The sequence below is a fragment of the Echinicola strongylocentroti genome, assembly GCF_003260975.1.
Lineage (GTDB): Bacteria > Bacteroidota > Bacteroidia > Cytophagales > Cyclobacteriaceae > Echinicola > Echinicola strongylocentroti.
The window spans coordinates 4,384,584-4,404,291 of the sequence record NZ_CP030041.1 but is presented as its reverse complement, the minus strand read 5'-3'; the positions used below and the strand labels follow the sequence as shown (position 1 = coordinate 4,404,291).

Genomic DNA, 19,708 nt, shown 5'->3' with positions numbered 1-19,708 from the left:
TTGTTCCGACAGCTATGCTGCGGAACCACTAGTCTTGAGGTTTCAACTCAAATCCACCTAATCAGCGGTTTCATGCGGAGCTTGCTATGGAGTATCACCAAACCTTTACCAAAGGCTTAAGAGCATCATGCCGTAGGTATGAAAGCTTGGTAACAGCCATCAGCTTTCGATATTGTGCCGTAGGTACATCACAATGGATCAATTAAATTTTCCAAGAGCCTGATTCGGTAGATTAGGCTATGCATATTTGCTTTACTTGTCCCTGTTCAGTTCCTACGGCACTGTAGGGATGCTTTATCCACCTACTGTTACCAAGCTATTGCTCCTAGCGGAGCATCCCTGTCCTTGCCTACTGACCTGAGTTTGATCATAAAATCGACATATTTGGATTGCGAACCCAGCGACAATGGAGGAACGCAATCTCTTAAACCCGGAATATGCATTAGCCTATCTGTTGCGACCTTAAACTGCTTCAAAATCAGCCGTTTCACTTTAGTTTTCGGCATAACCGTAGCGGTGCTACGCTAATGCCTCCAAACTAACTGATTTTCTTGCAATTTCAGCTCTCACTACGATTCCTAACGCATAATCCGGGTTAAAGGACATTTTTAATACTAAAAACAAATCGGACTCAGATTTTCATTCAATTTTGGACAAAAAAAAGTCTGCTTCTCGATGAAAAGCGGACTCCATAATTTTATTACTTTATTATATACTTTCTTGCCAGTAGATTTTATTTCTCACGGAACGCACAGAACACCCCGAATGAAAAAAGGCTTTTCTGAGAGTTCCGTAGTTTCTGTGAGAAACTATTTACTATCTCTGTGAGTGCTGATGTCATTACGGATATATCTATTGTGTTAAACCTAACACCTATCAGTTGATCGGAGATCCCGGAGCAGCAGGACTACTTGGCATCATCAGACGAAGTGAGCCATCTTTGTCTTCTGCCATCAAGATCATTCCCTCTGAGTCGATTCCCATCATCTTACGAGGAGCCAAGTTAATCAACATCGTCACTTGCTTCCCGATCAAATCCTCTGGCTTGAAGTGTTCTGAAATTCCGCTAAGAACCGTTCGCTTGCCAAGACCGGTATCCACTACTAGCTTCAGCAGTTTTTTAGATTTCTTCATCTTCTCTACTTCCAGTACAGTAACGACCCTCAGGTCCATTTTGGTAAAGTCATCAAAGGCTATGGTATCCTTCACCGGCTCTGCTGGAGCGTTTGCTGCTTCGTTTTCCTTTTTGGTCTCCAGTAGCTTGTTCACCTGCTCTTCTACCACACTGTCTTCCACTTTCTCAAACAGCAAGGCGGCTTTTCCTATGGTCTCTCCTCCTTGGAGGATTTTTCCATCACCTGCCTTGGACCAGTCTACTTCACCAGTACCCAGCATGTCAGCAAGTTTTTTGGCAGTAAATGGAAGAAAAGGCTCGGACACCACCCCAAGATTCGCCGCAATGTTCAATGCGATGTTTAGCACCGTACCTGTTCGGTCTTTATCCTGTTTGATGCTCTTCCAAGGCTCTGTATCTGCCAGGTATTTATTGCCCAAGCGTGCAAAATCCATTACTAGCCCAAGCGCCTCCCTAAACCTGAATTTTTCGATAGAAGCCGCTATTTTATCAGGATAACCTTCCAGTGCTGCAAGCACTTCTTTATCATACGGAGACAACGCTCCCCGCGGGGGAATGACTCCGTCAAAATACTTTTGCGTAAGCACTACGGCCCTATTGACAAAATTGCCATAAATGGCCACCAATTCGGAATTGTTTCTTCCCTGAAAATCTTTCCAGGTAAAGTCATTGTCTTTAGCTTCAGGCGCATTGGCAGTCAGCACATACCGAAGCACATCTTGCTTGCCAGGAAATTCCTTCAAGTACTCATGCAGCCACACGGCCCAGTTTCGAGAAGTTGAAATCTTCTCTCCTTCCAAGTTCAAAAACTCATTGGCTGGCACATTATCTGGAAGGATATATTCTCCGTGGGTTTTTAGAATGGCCGGAAAAATGATACAGTGAAACACAATATTATCTTTCCCTATGAAATGCACCAGTTTCGTATCCTCATCTTTCCAATAAGGCTCCCAGTCGACGCCCTTTTCGGCAGCCCACTCTTTGGTAGAGGAGATATAGCCTATCGGAGCATCAAACCACACATACAACACTTTCCCTTCTGCTCCTTCTACTGGCACGGGTACGCCCCAGTCCATATCCCTGGTCATCGACCTCGCCTGAAGGCCATCGCCTGTCTCGAGCCAAGACCGACATTGCCCCAGTACATTATTTTTCCAGTCCTCTTGGTGCTCTTCCAATATCCACTTTCTCAGAAAACCAGCATATTTTCCCAGATCCAAAAACCAATGCTTGGTTTCTTTAAGAACCGGTGAATTGCCACTGAGTTTGGATTTAGGATTGATCAGCTCGGTGGGGCTTAGTGATGAGCCGCACTTTTCGCATTGGTCCCCATAGGCACCTTCATGACCGCATTTTGGACAAGTTCCTTCGATGTAGCGATCTGCCAAAAACTGGCCGGCCTCCTCGTCGTAATATTGCTCAGTAGTCTGCTCTAGAAACTCACCTTTATCATACAAGTCCTTAAAAAACTCAGAGGCAGTCTCATGGTGCACCGGCGAACTGGTACGGCTATAATGATCAAAGCTAATCCCGAATTCTTCGAAACTGGCCTTCATGATGCCATGATAGCGGTCCACGATTTCCTGAGCGCTGACACCTTCTTTTTTGGCCTTTATGGTAATGGCAACACCATGCTCGTCAGAACCACCAATGTACACCACGTCCTTGCCAAGCGATCGCAAGTAGCGTACATAAATATCTGATGGAATATAACATCCTGCCAAATGGCCTATATGGAGCGGTCCATTCGCATAAGGCAACGCTGAAGTAACGGTATATCTTTTAAAGTCTCTTTTGCTCATAGGCTGCAAAGATAGGGAAAATTGATTTTTCTAGAGGAATAATTACCAAGGTGATTTCCACCTTTCTCTAAAAGCCTCCAAGTAGCTCATGACCTTACACGAATATCACTTTCCTGTCACCACTTTTTTATTGGCAGGAACTTTATAACTTTCAAATAGTTGGGTTTTTATACTGACCAAAAGCGTAATGCACATTCCCATCAAGGCAATCACAGCAAAGGACACTTGGAGGTCGAATAATTCCGCAATAAAACCGATCATCGGAGGACCGAGCAAAAATCCAAAAAACGAAATCGTGGACACCAGTGCCAGGGAGATACTCGGTGAATACATTTTGGATCTCCCAGCAATACTGTATGAAAGTGGAATAACAGAAGCTGTCCCGAAACCCACCAATAAAAAACCTACAACAGCCGTCCAAAATGTAGGATATATCACCGCTATCAATAGCCCTAGGCATATCAAGGTGCCAGAAATCCTCAACATTACTATTTTACTCCATTTATTGGCCAAGGTATCAGAGAAAAACCTGCCGGAGGCCATGGCGGCCATAAAGGTCACATAGCCCAATGGCACCAAATCAGGACTTGCCACGACTACTTTCTTCAAGTACACCCCGCTCCAGTCAAACATGCATCCCTCACACATCATTCCGAAAAAACCCACCAAGCCTATCCTCAGCAATAAGGCATCGGGCTTTTTGAGCATTAAGCCGCCAGCGCCAGCTCTTTTTTCTTCTTTGAAAAGTAAATTGAAACTTGATACCAATATCAGCAGCATAATGCCCGTCACCACCCAGTAATGATTGATCGGTGCCCAATCGAGTTTGATCATCAGGGCGCCGATGCCAGCTCCAGCAAATCCTGCCAAACTCCACAAACCGTGAAATGAGGCCAAAATACTTCGGTTGTACCCATCTTCTACCAGCAGTGCTTGGGTGTTTAAGGATATGTTCATGATATTTCCCATCATCCCAAAAAACACCACTGCCACGCCCAGCTGAATAACCGAACCCGTATAGCCTATACTCAACAAGGACAACGCATACAGTAAACTCCCGGTCACGATCACTTTACGGCTGCCATATTTGTCCACTGCCCAGCCCGCCAGTGGCAAGGCTATCAAGGAACCAAGCGGCATGCCCAGCAGCAATGTCCCCAATTGCCCTTCGCTAAGGTCAAACAACTGCTGGAAATCAGGAATTCTTGACGCCCAAGAGGCGAAGCTTAAACCAGCAAGAAAGAAAAGTCCGCTCAACGCAATACGCCGTTTTCTTAGTAAATTCATAGGTTCTCTGTCAATAGGTTTGATAACACAAAGTAAAGGACTTTTTCAGCATTAAAAACCCTGATTTTCAAACTAAAAACAACACAATCGATTGCAACAGAGATGTTTTTTTCCACATTCACTCCGATTCATGTAATTTTAAAACTACCTTAACGTACAAAAACACTTCAAAATGGAATTTGTAATCGCTGGAGGCACCGTCCTCATCGCCATCTTCATCATCCGAACGGTATATAAAAAAGTCTTCAAATAAAACTTGGCCATATAGGCGGATTAGGCAGGACGCTCAGTTGCTAACGCCTCTTCTGGGTTTAACCTCAACCAAGCCAACCACTATACATGAGCAGATAGCTGCGACGGCTTGTTCGATCCAAATCAACTAATTATTCTTTCAGCCTATCCCGCCATTCGGCAATCTAGTGTCAAGCCAAACCTAAACCTACGTGTAATCCGGTATGTCTTTTGGCCTATCTCTACGTTGCAAAAAGACTTCCTTAGATACGGCTAGGGGCGTTTTTTTGCGCCTTGATCTCGTCCAAAATCCACTACCGCCTTACCCGTCATTTAAGTGCTGACTTGACCCTAGGCTACTGCGGTTTCCAATGTTCAAATCGGGGCAAAGTGCCAGCGGCACGATAAATTTTGTAACCTGCGGATTCATCCGCAGGAACTTAAGCTCTCCTCAACCTCCCGAAGAAGTGCCAGCGGCACGGATGATCGCTATGCCTACACGAAAAGTGTTTCCCTTCATAACACTAAACGCGTTTGCCCTGCAAAGGCATCTATACCGTTTAGATAGTGTATATCCGATTTCGTGTTTATTAGTGGGCAACGGCGTCAGTAGGGATGCTCCACTAGGAGCATTAGCTTGGTAACAGAAAGTAGATAAAGCATACTAACAGTGCCGTAGGTACTGGACAGGGACGAAGCAAGTATATCACCTAACCTTTAAAAAGTTTAATTGACCAAATGTGATGTACCTACGGCACATTACAGAGGACCGATGGCTCTGGCTGTTACCAAGCTCTCATACCTACGGCATGAGGTTCATAGGCCAAAAGTAAAGACCTAATGTGAAGATTAGGCGTTATTCCGTGGCAGGAGCCATCCAATAGGTGGTATGGAGTTAAAAACTCAAACCTCGTGGTCCAACGGCACAGCTGCCGGAACAACCATTGCCGTCAGACCAACATATGTAAGGTGCTAAATTCTCTACTCTCATCTATGTCTATGCTATTCACATAGGGCATACGGGGATTTTAAATCCCCTTTATTTCATTTCGGGATTACAAATCCCGAACAGCAAAATGGTCCCGAAGCACAGCTCTCGGAACAACTGGAACAACTGGAGCAACTGGCAAAAAACAAACATGTATCAATTGGGGAGTTTATCAGCCAATCTACCATACACCCAAGTGCCTAAAAGCGCACTGATAAAGGTCACGATGACCACGGTATAGCCAATGCCTATTTGGGCAAAAATCGGCCCAGGACAGGCACCGGTAACAGCCCATCCCAACCCAAATATAAATCCGCCAATCACCTGGCCTTTTCTAAACTCCTTGTCCTTGATGACCACCTTTTCACCTGAGACGGTCTTAATGTTAAATTTCTTGATAAGGAATATGGAAAGCATGCCCACGGCAATTGCAGCTCCTATCACACCATACATATGGAAAGATTGGAGCCTGAACATTTCTTGGATCCTGAACCAGGAAATCACCTCAGCCTTCACCAGTACCACCCCAAAAAACATTCCCACAAGGAGGTATTTCAACAGGGCCAAACCCTTTTCTGATTTTATAGTATTCATATAGATAGTTTCTTAATTCGTGTTCTTTTTTTTCTACCAGCAACAAGCGAAGGTCACTTAGGTCAATTATATCCTAAAAACCTGCCAACCGCATCAGAAAGGGTAAAAACAAATGGGTCATCGCAAATCCACCAAGCATAAAGAAGACAGTGGCCACCACTGAAGGCCACTGGAGGTTACTGATCCCCATTATGGCGTGACCGGAAGTACAGCCGCCCGCATACCGAGTACCAAAACCTACCATGAATCCCCCAAAGACAAAGAAGATCAATCCTTTCATCGTAAATAGATTCTCCCAAGTAAATATCTCGGATGGCAAGAGGTTTTCGAATTGGGCAATCCCCAAGGCCCTTAAATCCTGCTGCGTACTTTCGGCAACGATGACCTCCGCAGGATTGGACAGAACCGATGCGGCTACCACTCCGCCAAGTACGATACCCGCCACAAACAACAAATTCCAAGCTTCCGCCTTCCAATCGTAAGAAAAGAAGGGGATTTTAGCTGGCACACAAGCGGCACAGACATGCCGCAATGATGATGACACGCCAAATGACCTATTGCCAATCAAGAGCAATATGGGTACCGTCAGCCCGAGCAAAGGCCCTGCTACATACCAGGGCCAAGGCTGACTGATCCATTCTATAAAATTCTCCATAATAGTTGCCGATTATAATTTAGTGGTGGGACAAACAAAATCAGTCAAGTCAAACTCTTCCGATTCTTTGATGGCCTTGAATCCACCTGATATATCCACTAAGTTATCATAGCCTCTTGCACGCATGGTCGAAGCGAAAATCATGGAACGGTATCCTCCTGCACAGTGCACGAAGTAGGTTTTGTCCTTATCCACTTGCCCCATATGTTCGTTGATATAATCCAAGGGAGCGTGTTCTGCCCCTTTGACATGCTCGCTATCATATTCACTTTGCTTGCGGACATCCAAAATAACTGCATTAGGATTGTCCGTAGTGACCTTAGCTACTTCCTCGGGAGGGAGGGAAGTGATGGTATCCACTTCATTTCCAGCCGCTTTCCAAGCTTCAAAACCACCTTTCAGATACCCCAAGGCAAAGTCATAGCCTACCCTGGCCAATCGCGTGATCACCTCTTCTTCCCGTCCTTCTTCTGCAATGACCAAGATTTTCTGTTTCACGTCTGGGATCATTGTCCCCACCCAAACGGCAAAGCTCCCATCTATGCCAATATTTACAGCATTGGGAATAAATCCCTGGGCAAATACCTGAGGACTTCTGGTATCCAGCAACACGGCTCCTGTATCATTGGCTACTGCCTCAAACTCCACTGGAGAAAGGGCCTTGACGCCCCGCTCTAGCACTTCGTCGATACTATCATAACCCTGAATATTCATTTTGACGTTTTGCGGAAAATATGCTGGAGGCGGCGTTAGCCCTTCTATCAGCTTTTTGATAAATTCCTCTTTCGTCATTTCCTGAAGGGCATAATTGGTTTTCTTCTGGTTTCCCAAGGTATCGGAAGTTTCCTTGCTCATGTTTTTGCCACAGGCACTTCCTGCCCCATGTGCAGGGTATACCACCAAATCATCGGGGAGGGGCAATATTTTATTCCTCAAAGAGTCGTATAAATGCCCGGCTTGTTTTTCTTGAGTCAGGTCTTCGGATACTTTCTGCGCCAAATCTGGCCTTCCTACATCCCCAATAAATAAGGTATCACCAGTAAATATCGCTTTTGGGGTTCCTGTTTCATCACTTAACAGGTAACATGAGCTTTCCATGGTATGCCCCGGTGTATGCAGGACTTTAATGGTGACATCCCCAATTTTAAATTCTTGTTCATCTTCAGCAATGATCGCATCAAAACCCAATTTGGCTTCAGTGGGACCAAAGACAATACTGGCACCTGTTTTCTCCGCCAAATCCTTATGTCCTGATACAAAATCAGCGTGAAAGTGCGTCTCAAAGACATACTTGATCGCAGCATCGTTCCGTTTGGCTTTTTCGACATAGGGCTCCACTTCCCGAAGTGGATCGATGATGGCAGCTTCTCCCTTGGACTCTATATAATAAGCCCCTTGCGCCAAACATCCCGTATAGATTTGTTCAATTTTCATTTTTATCTTCTAGTTATATTTGCGGTTGATTTCTATATAAATGCCAAAGGAACACGTGCTGGTTCCGTTTGGTAAATAATACTACTAATTTAAGGCGGACAAATCATTTTCTCAGTGACATCTATCACATAAGGCCCCACTACCCGATAAAGATTTCCCTGATCAGAATATAGGCTCCCATCAGCAGCACAAACCACCCAAAGGCTTTTTTCAGCGCTGCCTCGTTCACCTTACGGGAAAGCTTCCCGCCAATAAAAATCCCTACAATACTCAGCCCTGTAAAGATCAAAAGAAAAAACCAATCGATATCTTGAGAGACAAGGTCTCCTGTAAACCCCAAAAGAGACTTAATCCCAATAATCAACAAGGAAGTACCGACCGCCACTCGCATGGGCAGCTTAGCGATCAGCACCAAAGCCGGAATGATCAAAAAGCCTCCTCCCGCTCCTACGATCCCCGTAATACTTCCTTCCACCACTCCCTGCACTGCGATGAGTGGATAATTAAGTGTTTTGGCCTTGCTCTCCGGTTTTAGCTTGGCACCATTTTTTATCATAGAATATGCCGCTACTAACATAATAGCAGCAAAGAACACCATGATCGCCAGGTCTTTTGAAATGGTAACACCACCCATTGTAAATAAAACCTCAGGCAGGGCATGGACCACAAATTTGCGCATGAGAAAAATCGCCAAAAAAGAAGGAATGGCAAAAACCAGCGCAATTCGATAAGACACCTTTCCTCGCTTCAAGTAGCTTCCAGCCCCCACCAAAGAGGTGCTTCCCACTACAAAAAGCGAATAGGCAGTGGCCAATACCGGCTCTATCCCCAAAAGGTAGACCAAAATGGGCACGGTCAAAATAGATCCTCCCCCACCGATCATCCCAAGACTGACGCCTATCAACACTGCCCCTCCAAACCCAATTAGTGAATTTACTTCCATGCGATTGTTTCTCTTTGCTCAAACTCGTACAAAGCTACCTTATCCATTCCGCTTATTCAGTGACTTTTGTTACATTATATCAGCCCCGTTCTTATTGAGAATATCCTCCAATGTTGTTATCTTTATTATTATAGGCATTTATGACCAAGGATGAAACTATTAGTAGGTACCGATCTTTCTAAAAATGCACAAAACGCATTGGATTTTGCACTGTATTTGGCCAAAGCTCATAACAGTTCGATTACGCTGCTGTTTGCTTACTCCCCTGTCTACGACTTTGCTGCTCAAACAGCCGAATACATTACCACAATAGAACAGCAAGCCACAAAGGTATTGAAGTCCTTGAAAAAGACTTGTAAAAAAGAAGGCATTGAAACTAACTACCTGATTGAGCAAAAAACACCCTCTTCGGCGATTTGCGCAGAGTCAGAAAAAGGGGCTTATGACTTAATCGTTCTGGGCAGCCAAGGCAAAAGTGACTTCCCTACAAATATATTTGGTTCTACCACTTCTGAGGTCATCCGATTGAGCAGGGTTCCCGTACTTACCGTTCCTGCTAATGCAACCTTTATGGCAGTAGACAATATTTCCCTGGCCATGGAGCTAAACAGGGAAGACATCGTCTTTTTGGGCCAGCTAATTGCACTCACCCGTCATTACAAGCTCCCTTACCAAATCATCCATATCAAAAAGGACAATGACCCACTTCCCGAAATACCCTTTTCGGAATTGTCGATGTATTTAAAAGACCGGTTCCCAGAGCTATCCATCACCTTTGACACCTTAAATGCCGACCACGTCAGCGAAGGACTGCAGCAGTACGCTGAAAACCATCCAAGAACACTCCTGACCATGTTTTCAAGGCACCAAGGATTCTTTGACTACCTCTTCAGGACAAGTCACTGTGCAGCAATGGCCCTCCACACCAGCATCCCCCTTTTGGTGCTCAAATCCAAAAAACCATAGTTACTGACCAACATCACCTTCCCACTTCTGCCAGTTCCTCAAAATCACCCCGTACAAAGATCCTGTTTCGTCCCAATTCAATCCATTTTTTCTTCTCCAATTGCTTGAGGAGCCTGGAGATCACCTCCCGGGAAGTCCCCAGTTCATTGGCTATTTCCTGATGGGTAATGGAAAGGTCAGTTGTACCGTTTTTCTTCATCCTGGCCACTAAGTACCGCGCCAATCGCTGATCCATTTTAAGAAAGGCCACAGAATCCAGCACTTTCAGCATTTCCTGAAACCGCTTTTGGTACGTTGCCATGACAAAATCCTTCCATTGTTTATACTGCTCATACCACTGCTCGTGATACTGGACAGGAACCATGAGCATCTTGGTATCTTCTTCCACTATTGCTTTCACTTCACTGGCCTTCCCTGCCTCGCAACAGGTCAGTGACAAGGCACATGTCTCACCGGGATACAGGTAGTACAAGAAAAGCTCCTTTCCCTCTTCGTCCAACCTCAAAACCTTAATAGCGCCCTCCAACACGATCGGCACGGTCTTTATAAATTTCCCTGGCTCCATGATCGCTTCCCCTGCGGCAATCTCCACCAGTGCTCCCTGCTGATCCATTTCATCTAACAAGCGTTCGTCCGTAATCGTAGGCACCGATGTCCGGATCCTATTTTCTTTCATACTCGTTTCACTTTACTGTTCCCCATACTTTCTCGCCGTCAGCCACATTCCGTAACACGGTACTTCCTGCACCAATTACACAGCCCGCACCCACACGAACTCCGGGCACCAACGTACTCCCTGCACCGATCAAAGCACCCTTTCCTATCTTCACATCTCCACAAAGAACCGCTTGGGGACCAATATGAGCAAAATCACCTATCCAGCAATCATGGTCTATAGACGCAGATGTATTGACAATCACATGCTCCCCGACCCTTACTCCAGGTTGGACGACAGCCCCTGCCATCACCACAGTGCCCGCAGCGATTTCTGCATGGCTGCTGACCATCGCCCATCGGTGGATCGCCTTGCCAAAAAGCACTTCTTTACGTAACTTTTCTACAATTTGATGCCGAATGGAATTATCCCCAATGCTCACGATGACATATATGCTGGTGCGCAAAATACTCCCCCACCGAAACACTGGATAATTCAAACATTCCTTGACAGAAGGGTCATCGTCATACAAACCATGGATCATTTCTCCTTGGCTTTCCAAATTTGAGATCACCACTTTGGCGTGACCGGATGCTCCATACAAGTACATGGTAGTTGGTTTTAAATTAGTATAAGGGCTAAATATAGGAAGAATTACAGTTTTCATTACCGTTCACCTAACACACATTAAATCTACCAAACAACCCGACAATGCTCCCACTAAAAAGTTAATCATTTTTCTTTCAACCATTAATCTTATATATTTAGACTTTGCCAAGAAATATAATCGTTCAAATAATTAACAAATGCAATCATGAACAGAAGGGACTTTATGAAAACCGGTGGTGTAGTTTTAGGCGGATCCATCCTCCCTTACCAATTCGCAAACGCTTTTCGAACCAACACCGATAAAGGTCCTATTAAAATAGGCGTCATAGGCTGTGGAGACAGGGGAAAAGGACTCATGCATGTCATGTCAAGCATGCCTGAGCAATTTGAGATCGTCGCTTTCTGTGACAATATGGACTTCCGACTTGACCAAACCAGCAAAGCTTTCCCAGAGCTAAAAGCCAAATCCTATAAAAACTATCAAGATCTATTGGACAATGGCTCCATAGAAGCTGTTGCCATCGCCACTCCGCTCAACATGCACTTTGCCCCGGCCAAAGCAGCCATGGAAGCAGGAAAACATGTATACCTCGAAAAAACGATGACCTATAACATCCCCGAGGCTATGGAGCTGGTCGAACTGGTAAAAAACAACCCTACACTCACCCTGCAAGTCGGTCACCAATACCGGTACACACCTCTATATTATAAGGTAAAAGACATGATCCAGTCGGGGTACTTAGGGAAAATCACACAAATAGATTCTCGATGGGACAGAAACTGGAACTGGAAAAGACCTGTCTCAGATCCATCACTAGAAAGAATCATCAATTGGAGAATGTACAGGGAATATTCAGGTGGACTGCCTGCAGAACTATTGTCCCACCAAATTGATTTTATCAACTGGGCATTCGAAACACACCCTGACACCATTATCGGAACTGGCGGAATAGATAATTACCACGATGGTAGAGAAACCTATGACAACGTCCAACTGCTCCTGAGATATGAAAAAGAAGGAATGATCGGGAATTTTGGAGCCACCTGTAGCAATGCCAGAGAGGGATATTCATTTTCCATTAAAGGAACAGAAGGAACCGTAGACTTACTGATGAACGAAGGGTATTTCTATCCTGAAAAAGACAAAATGGAGGAATTGCAAGTTGTCGATGGTGTCTCTGGTGCCACCAAGCTCTCTTGGAAGGATGGCAAAGGAATCCCTATCTTGGAAGAAAAGACCAAAGACGGCACATGGTATGCTTTCAACGATTTCTATAAATCCATCCAAAGCAAAGAATACCCAGCCTCCAATGTCATCAGTGGTGCCACCACCGCTACCTGCATTCACTTGGCCAACCATTCCCTGTTCAACAAAACCATCGAAAGCTGGAAGCCAGCATATAATTACGGATAAACCGCGCACGGTCACTACACCGTACGTAACCTCATAATGTCAAAAGCCATTCGTCTAAGCGTATGGCTTTTGTGTTTTTGGCAGGAACATGCATTGGACTCTCTACGCCACGCACAGGTATCGCGACCTGTCAGCCCTTTAGGCGGTTACTTCAATATACAAAATGCCTTTGCCATGTCCCCACCTTGTCCGCCACACAGAGAAATCGCTTTTAAACTATTAGTAAAGAGGTGTCAGCCTGAGCGGAGTCGAAGGCTAGACGTTGAACCTCGACTCTACCTGGAGGGTAGATAGATCTGCTCGGTCTGACTCTTTTTGCCTGAATTAAACCCGGAATATGCAATAGCCTATCTGTTGCGACCTGAAACTGCTTCAAAATCAGCCGTTTCACTTTAGTTTTCGGCATAACCGTAGCGGTGCTACGCTAATGCCTCCAAACTAACTGATTTTCTTGCAATTTCAGCTCTCACTACGATTCCTAATGCATAATCCGGGTTAAATAACTTCATGGGGTTAAAAGCCATTCCCCTGGTCCGCTACACTCATCTTGCTCCATCGTTTATAAATCCCCCAACTCGCCACACCTGCTTAACAATTAATTAACACCATACCAATGGCAAGCTTTTATACTGGATTTCGTTCTATTATTTAAAAACAGGCCTCAAAAAAAACCTAATACCCTTAAAAACTGACGTTTACACCGAAAAACCGTCAAAACAAGCAGCAGTCCAAAAATCAATTTTGCAAAAACACAAAATATTGGTTAAAAAACCAACCGACAAAATCAATATTTCTGCAAACTGAAAGAAAACAGGTTCAAAAAAAGACAAAAAAAAGAGGAATCCTTGCAGAGATTCCTCGAATGGGTTTATTTTAACTGACTAACAGCCGTATATATTTTGGAAAAAAGGAACTTAATCCTCGTTTTTAGAACCAAAACTTCTTTAAACTTAGCAAAAATATTTTTGAATACAATAAAACACCAAAAATAATTTCTTCTATCGTTCGTTCCGTGCCTTATTTAAAGCCCAGCACCTTTCCTTTCCAAATACAATAAAACCTTAATACACATTATTAAAACGATTAAATCTATCCTCCTTCCGATAACCAATACCATATTAACCTTTCTTTAACAATTCCCAAACAATCTACGACCCGCACCACTATCGTCTGCCCATTAATGGTCCGCCGTCTTATTCCCAGTCGCATGCTGCGCCTGAAACCTATGGGTATCTTTTAGCCGCTCTTCGAGAAGTTTCATTTCTGCCTTGGTCAAGACCTCATTGCGATGGAGCTTTTTCTCAATGAGCGATACTGTCTCAGCAGCTATCACCTCATCAAACACCCGGATCCGATGGGTGCTTTCTGCCTGACTTTTATAGTTGCACTCATCAGTATACAGCTTCACCGCACGTTCGGACTTATCCAGCATCTCGTCATAAGGACCTCTTCCAGCCATCAGTTTGACCACTACCGGAGCAGTTTCCATCGCCACAAAAAGCAACATGATGAAAATATTGGCCCAATAGACCGCTTGACTCTCCCCAGTCAACTGCGACAAGGCATGCATTCTGGCAGCCAACCCATCAAACTCATCAATCGAGGCCTGCTGTCGCTCAAAGGCCCGCTCCCTTCTGGTCATCACTACTGCCATCTCTTGTTCGTTTTTATCGATCTTGGCCCAATTCCTTTCCTGCACTCGATCCAAATCCTGCTGGGCAGCATCTAGCTGCTCTTCTTTCTTTTCTGCATTGCTCCCCAAGCCTACCACACCTGTGGTCCCTGGGGTTTTCACCCCAAAACGTTCCTCATCATATTCCTTTTGCACCTGATCCCTAAAAGCCGCCTTAGCCGCCATCTCATCACGAAGCTGCTGGTTCTCTGCTTCCAGACGAGCCACCTCTGGATAGACAGCGTCCAAATTCCCCTTGGCCTCTTCCATTTCCAGTACCTTCTGCTCACTCACTTTTTGATTGATTTCCTTTTCAAACACCTTCAACTCCAACGGCTTGGAAATCACCATAGCCAAAAACACCGCAAGCAATAGGCGAGGAAAGGCCAGCTTCCATTCGGCCCAGGAGTTTTTCTTTTTCCTCATGCTTGACACGATAAAACGGTCCAAGTTGAAAATCATCACGCCCCAAACCAAGCCAAAAACCAGCCCCCAATACCAATTTTCAAACACCGTATACAGGGCATATCCAGCTGATAATGCCGCCAGAATCCCTGTAAAGAACACCGTACCTCCTACGCCTATATATTTGTTGGTTTCGGTAGGACATTTTTTAAGAATGGCCATGTTGGCTCCACTACAAAACCAAAAGAATACTTTCATTTTTTCCATTGACGGTCTATTTCATTGGGCTACTTTCTGTTCCTCAGCTCAAAAAGCGAGCAACAATTCCCTGAAATTATGGATCGAAAAGCGCACCCAATAACGAATGTGATGAAAACAGCCTACCATGCCACCAATCAGCCCTTTTAAGGTGTGAAAAAGTCTCCCCTACCCATCGCCACCTTTATAAATCACCATGCCCAATATCGCACAAGTCCTTTTTGTGTACGGAAATATGTTCAGAAATGAAGATTCGGCAGGACACTTCTTTCGTTTTTCTCCAGCCCCAATATTTCTCCTTTCCCAATATTTTTAGTTATTTACATGACGGAATAATTGACCAGAGTCTTTTCACAAACCACTTGAACAAATGCCCATCCCATCTTCATTTACCCGAAACCAAGGCCTGCTACTTATACTGCTACAGATAGCCTTTACCCAAACGCTATCAGCACAGGACAAGCCTGAGAAATTCCAAAAAGAAGTAGATCAAATCGTCACCGATACACCCGTACCATCAGGTGATGTTTACCTATTTACGGGAAGTTCCAGCGTAAGAATGTGGAAGGATATCAACCGTTATTTCCCTGACGTGACGGTAGTCAATACTGGCTTTGGCGGTTCGCAGACGTTTGAATTGCTACATTATGCGGATGAGCTGATCATCCGCTACGCTCCTCATAAAGTGTTCATTTACGAGGGCGATAATGACTTGGCAAGCGGCAAGACTCCCGTCACCATCCTGACCACCATGCAAAAACTGGTAGGGAAACTACAGGCAGAGCTTCCCAACACCGAAATAGTCCTCATCAGCCCCAAACCCAGCCCATCACGTTGGCAGCTCAAAGAAGACTATGAGTCATTAAACCGCCTATTGGAAGTCTACGCTGACAAGACCAGTGGAGTGGAATTTGTCAATGTCTGGGACATCGCCCTCAATGAAGGGGGAAAACCCAAGCCAGAAATCTTCTTGTCAGACAGCCTCCATATGACCGAATTGGGCTACGATGGATGGGCAGAGATGCTTGATCCACACATCCCATAAGGCAGCACGAGTCTGACACAAAAGAAAATTTGTTTGGAATTTCCAATGCCCTGCCGTTACTTTGCATGACTTCAGGAAACTGATTTATACAGAAGAGGCGAGAGACCAGGCTCTGCGACCCTCTGGCAACCATTTGCTACAGCAAAAAGGTGCCAATACCTGCCCAAAACAAATTCGGGACCTATAAATTAGACATTATGGCCAATTTACCTTTTCACCGCTTTTTCCTTATCCCCTACCGGACTTCCTTGGCCTATGCCATGCGTGGGCAATTATTGATTTTTCACGGTTAATTACTGATTTTATACAACTGAAAGATACTAAACACCATGTCAAATAAGCACTTTGAAACAGAAGCCATCAGGATCGCTTCTTCCAAATCCAATCAACGGGAACATTCTGCCCCCATTTACCTGACATCCAGTTTTACCTTTGACAGCGCCGAAGAAGCCCGTCAGATGTTTGCCGAGGAGATCCCCGGCAATATCTACTCCCGCTACGCCAATCCCAACAGCTCAGACTTGATCGAAAAAGTATGCGCACTGGAAGGCACCGAGGACGGCATCGCCACTGCCTCTGGAATGGCGGCAATGTTTGGCAGCATCGCCTCTCTCTTACAGCAAGGCGACCATATACTTGCTTCCCGTTCATTGTTTGGCTCTACCCACCAGCTCCTCACAAGGGTATTTCCCAAATGGGGGATTACTTCTACTTACGGAGACATTTCGGATATCGAAAACTGGGACAAACTCGTGAAGCCCAACACCAAAATGCTGTTCATCGAGACCCCTTCCAATCCTGGGCTAGAGGTAATCGACCTAGAGTGGATTGGCAAGTTTGCCAAAGCACATAACCTGATCTTAGTGGTGGACAATTGCTTCGCCACTCCTTATCTACAGCAACCGGCCAAATGGGGTGCGGATATCGTGGCACACAGCGCTACCAAGTACATTGACGGACAAGGGCGCGTCTTGGGAGGACTGATCCTCGGCAAACAGGAATTGATCAAAGACGTACAGTTCTTTTCCCGCCACACAGGTCCCTCCATCTCTCCCTTCAATGCCTGGATCCTCTCCAGAAGCATGGAAACGCTGGCGGTCAGAATGGAAAGGCACTGTGCCAATGCATTGGCGGTAGCCTCCTATTTTCAGGACAACAAAGAGCTTGAGTTGGTTAAATACCCTTTCTTAAAATCCCATCCACAGCATGACCTTGCCAAAAAGCAAATGAAGCACGGCGGGGGCATCGTCACGCTCACGCTGCAAGGGGGCATAGAGAGAGCCCAGCGATTCATAGATGAGCTACAGATGATCACCGTCACGGCCAACTTGGGGGATACCAGAAGCATCATTACACACCCAGCATCTACCACTCATAGCAAACTTACCGAAGAAGAACGCCAACGCGTAGGCATTCTCCCAGGGCTAATTAGGCTTTCTGCCGGACTGGAACACCATGATGACATCATCGCGGACATTGAGCGGGCACTGGAAAAATCCAAATAGCTCATCGTAAACAGTCAATACTGGTGAGACTGTTTCTATTTCATCAATACCCCAGTGAAAAGGTACGACGTAGCAATTCCGTCTTTTCAGAGACGAAATCCAATAAAGAGCGAAGGCCGGTTTTCCCAAACCGGCCTTCGCTCTTTTATTTTTCTTCTTCCTTCTCTTCCAATAATGGAGACCTGTAATAATCCACTTTCAGCACTTCCAGTCTGGCCGTATGCTTGCGCAGTCGCGACTTATAACTTTCCCAATCCCGCTGATCAGGAGAAGTCCAGGCCACCTCAGCAATGCCGAGCAATCGTGGGAACACCATGTACTCAATATCATCCATCTTCTCAATCGTCTCTGTCCATAGCGGGGCCTCCACTCCCAGAATATCCTCCTTACCTACTCCCTCCACCAATTCGGTAGGCTCCCACATATAAGCACTGTCCAATTCGATATAAGCCGCCCAATGCAATCCCAACTTAGAAGTAGAATCATACTGCATGTCCAAATAAGCTTTGCTAGCAGGAGAAATCAACACCTTGGCACCCTGCTCTACGGCCATTTTAGCATTTTCAGCTTTTGCCCAGTACTGGGCCGTTGTACTTGGCCGTAGTGCTGCATGGGCAATCTCATCCCAGCCGATCACCTGCTTATCATAAGAATTGACAATATCTTGTACCTGTTCTATAAACGGTATATAATCCTCCAAAGCCGTCACATGTGACTCATCACCACCGATGTGGATATAGGACCCAGGCGTCATCTCTACCAGCTCGCGCACCACATCGTCTATAAACTGATAGGTCACTTCCTTGTCCGTACAGAGCGTACTAAATCCCACCTCAATTCCTGTGTAAAGCTCCGGCGCCTCATCATTACAGTTCAACTCAGGATAAGAAGCCAAGGCGGCATTGGTATGTCCTGGCATATCGATTTCCGGGACGATGGTAATGAACCGCTCCTGCGCATACCGAACGATCTCCTTGTATTCCTCTTGGGTATAGAAACCACCTTCTCCCCCACCTACTTCTGTACTTCCACCTATCTGGGTGAGCTTCGGCCAGGATTTGATCTCAATCCGCCAACCTTGATCATCTGCCAAGTGTAGATGCAGGTGATTAAACTTATACATGGCCATCAGGTCGATATAACGCTTCACATCATTGACATCAAAAAAATGCCTGGCCACATCCAGCATACTCCCTCGGTAAGCGTACTCTGGATCATCTTCTATCGTCCCCGCAGGTACCTTCCAAGACACACCTTCATAGGTCCCTGGCTTTTCGATCTCTACCGGCAATAGCTGACGGAGCGTCTGCACTGCCCAAAAAGCACCTGCTGCTGACCCAGCTTCTATTTGGACACGATCATGATCAATACCAAGCTTATAAGCTTCTCCACTACCTGATTGGGACAAGGAAATATAATTTCCCGTTTCGGGAAGCTTCTCGACCACCTGCACATTAAATCCGGTGGAATTATTGATAAATCCCGCCAGAAAATCAGCCACGCCGCGCATGTCACCCGCATCTTGGTGTACATGGATTTTAGTAGATTTATCGATTTCAAAAGCCCCTTCAGCTTCACTCACCTTATCGGGCAATGGGATCAATGCAGCACTGGACATCTTAGGATCTTGTCCACATGAAAAAAGCAATGCCACTGCCAATAAAACCACCGAAATCCTACCTGTTATGTGTACAGCCATTTTACCTATGTTTTTTAAATTACGCTTTTACAATCCTTAAACTTAATTAATTTTTTGTTAAAACATTATTCATGATTACATAAACTTTTTATCATATAAAACCCCTTGGATTAAAGATAATTTAACGATTTAGCAACACTAAAAACAGCCACTAACCCGCTAAAAATCACTAAAAACCAGCGCCATTTATCCTAAAATAAGACCTTTTGAAGCGAAAAACTATTTTTTAGCTGGAAGTGAAAAAAGTTTTTGATAAATTGAACAGGCTAAAAAACAATATGTATATCCGCAATGACACCAGTAATCACAGAAATAGTAAATAGATGCTCACAGAAACCGCGGATATCTCAGAAAAGCCCTATTTCATTCTGGGTGTTCTGTGCGTTCCGTGAGAAATAAAATCTACTCGCA

Annotated in this window: 14 protein-coding genes and 1 riboswitch; of the genes, 4 read left to right on the top strand and 10 right to left on the bottom strand. The window is 45.1% G+C overall.

Going from position 1 to position 19,708, the window contains the following annotated elements; translation table 11 throughout:
- Positions 1-876 precede the first annotated feature (876 nt).
- From metG to DN752_RS17080, 6 genes are all read right to left on the bottom strand, one after another.
- Positions 877-2,937 carry a methionine--tRNA ligase gene (metG, locus tag DN752_RS17105; protein ID WP_112785085.1) on the bottom strand — a complete coding sequence of 687 codons (2,061 nt, stop codon included), beginning with the start codon at positions 2,935-2,937 and terminating at the stop codon, positions 877-879.
- Between the two features lie 105 nt (positions 2,938-3,042).
- Positions 3,043-4,224, bottom strand: a complete 1,182-nt coding sequence (locus DN752_RS17100) for an MFS transporter (protein ID WP_112785084.1) — start codon at positions 4,222-4,224, stop codon at positions 3,043-3,045.
- Positions 4,225-5,599: 1,375 nt separating this feature from the next.
- A complete protein-coding gene (locus DN752_RS17095) occupies positions 5,600-6,037 on the bottom strand; it encodes a DUF6691 family protein (RefSeq protein ID WP_112785083.1) in 438 nt (145 codons plus the stop codon).
- Positions 6,038-6,110: 73 nt separating this feature from the next.
- Positions 6,111-6,692 (bottom strand): YeeE/YedE family protein, encoded by a 582-nt coding sequence (locus tag DN752_RS17090; protein ID WP_112785082.1) that lies wholly within the window; start codon positions 6,690-6,692, stop codon positions 6,111-6,113.
- 12 nt (positions 6,693-6,704) lie between these two features.
- On the bottom strand, positions 6,705-8,126 hold the full coding sequence (locus tag DN752_RS17085) for an MBL fold metallo-hydrolase (protein WP_112785081.1): 1,422 nt from the start codon (positions 8,124-8,126) through the stop codon (positions 6,705-6,707).
- Between the two features lie 139 nt (positions 8,127-8,265).
- On the bottom strand, positions 8,266-9,069 hold the full coding sequence (locus DN752_RS17080; protein WP_112785080.1) for a sulfite exporter TauE/SafE family protein: 804 nt from the start codon (positions 9,067-9,069) through the stop codon (positions 8,266-8,268).
- A 150-nt stretch (positions 9,070-9,219) separates the two neighbouring features.
- On the opposite strand from DN752_RS17080, the gene DN752_RS17075 reads away from it, so the two are divergent.
- The gene (locus DN752_RS17075) at positions 9,220-10,035 is read left to right on the top strand and encodes a universal stress protein (RefSeq protein ID WP_112785079.1); all 816 of its coding nucleotides are present in this window, start codon (positions 9,220-9,222) and stop codon (positions 10,033-10,035) included.
- 13 nt (positions 10,036-10,048) lie between these two features.
- On the opposite strand, the gene DN752_RS17070 is transcribed toward DN752_RS17075, so the two are convergent.
- Together DN752_RS17070 and DN752_RS17065 are read right to left on the bottom strand one after the other, a co-directional pair.
- Positions 10,049-10,711 carry a Crp/Fnr family transcriptional regulator gene (locus tag DN752_RS17070; RefSeq protein ID WP_112785078.1) on the bottom strand — a complete coding sequence of 221 codons (663 nt, stop codon included), beginning with the start codon at positions 10,709-10,711 and terminating at the stop codon, positions 10,049-10,051.
- Positions 10,712-10,718: 7 nt separating this feature from the next.
- Entirely contained in the window at positions 10,719-11,300 is a 582-nt protein-coding gene (locus DN752_RS17065; RefSeq protein WP_112785077.1) for an acetyltransferase, read from the bottom strand.
- A 204-nt stretch (positions 11,301-11,504) separates the two neighbouring features.
- On the opposite strand from DN752_RS17065, the gene DN752_RS17060 reads away from it, so the two are divergent.
- Positions 11,505-12,713: a Gfo/Idh/MocA family protein gene (locus DN752_RS17060; RefSeq protein ID WP_112785076.1), complete on the top strand. Its 1,209-nt coding sequence runs from the start codon at positions 11,505-11,507 to the stop codon at positions 12,711-12,713.
- A 1,177-nt stretch (positions 12,714-13,890) separates the two neighbouring features.
- Here the strand turns inward: DN752_RS17060 and DN752_RS17055 are convergent.
- Positions 13,891-15,057 carry a DUF4407 domain-containing protein gene (locus DN752_RS17055; RefSeq protein ID WP_112785075.1) on the bottom strand — a complete coding sequence of 389 codons (1,167 nt, stop codon included), beginning with the start codon at positions 15,055-15,057 and terminating at the stop codon, positions 13,891-13,893.
- Positions 15,058-15,418: 361 nt separating this feature from the next.
- Here DN752_RS17055 and DN752_RS17050 point away from each other — a divergent pair, with 361 nt between their 5' ends.
- Complete coding sequence (locus DN752_RS17050; RefSeq protein ID WP_112785074.1) at positions 15,419-16,093, top strand: GDSL-type esterase/lipase family protein; 675 nt, start codon at positions 15,419-15,421, stop codon at positions 16,091-16,093.
- 81 nt (positions 16,094-16,174) lie between these two features.
- Positions 16,175-16,283, top strand: a riboswitch (SAM riboswitch).
- 139 nt (positions 16,284-16,422) lie between these two features.
- Positions 16,423-17,598 carry an O-succinylhomoserine sulfhydrylase gene (locus DN752_RS17045; protein WP_112785073.1) on the top strand — a complete coding sequence of 392 codons (1,176 nt, stop codon included), beginning with the start codon at positions 16,423-16,425 and terminating at the stop codon, positions 17,596-17,598.
- 145 nt (positions 17,599-17,743) lie between these two features.
- On the opposite strand, the gene DN752_RS17040 is transcribed toward DN752_RS17045, so the two are convergent.
- Positions 17,744-19,297, bottom strand: a complete 1,554-nt coding sequence (locus DN752_RS17040) for a beta-N-acetylhexosaminidase (protein WP_112785072.1) — start codon at positions 19,295-19,297, stop codon at positions 17,744-17,746.
- Positions 19,298-19,708: the final 411 nt, after the last annotated feature.